This is a genomic window from Rhodosalinus sp. FB01 (assembly GCF_041365715.1).
In the GTDB taxonomy this organism is placed as follows: Bacteria; Pseudomonadota; Alphaproteobacteria; order Rhodobacterales; family Rhodobacteraceae; genus Rhodosalinus.
Genome location: NZ_JBGFSH010000085.1, coordinates 1 through 388, shown reverse-complemented (window position 1 = coordinate 388; position 388 = coordinate 1). Strand labels below are relative to the sequence as shown.

General features: G+C 69.6%; 1 pseudogene. It reads right to left on the bottom strand.

The annotated features are described in order from the left end of the window. Window positions 1-388: pseudogene (locus tag AB6A65_RS16700) on the bottom strand (acetyl-CoA C-acyltransferase); the annotation flags it as partial.

The following is a 388-nucleotide window of genomic DNA, read 5'->3' as shown; positions in this document are numbered from 1 at the left end:
GCGATGGCGCCGCCGTTCACGTTGACGCGGCCGGGGTCCACGTCGAAGGCCTGCATGAAGCGCATGACGACGGCCGCGAAGGCCTCGTTCACCTCGAAGAGGTCGATGTCGCCGATCTCCATCCCGCTCTCGCGCAGGATCTTGCGCGTCACCGGCACGGGGCCGGTCAGCATGATCGTGGGATCGGTGCCGATCTTGGCGGTGGCGCGGATGCGCGCGCGCGGCGTGAGCCCGCGCGCCTCGCCCCACTCCTTCGAGCCGATCAGCACGGCCGCCGCGCCGTCCACGATGCCGGAGGAGTTGCCGGCATGGTGGATGTGCTCGACCCGCTCCAGATGCGGATACTTCAGCATCGCCACCTTGTCGAAGCCCGGCATCGCCTCGCCCT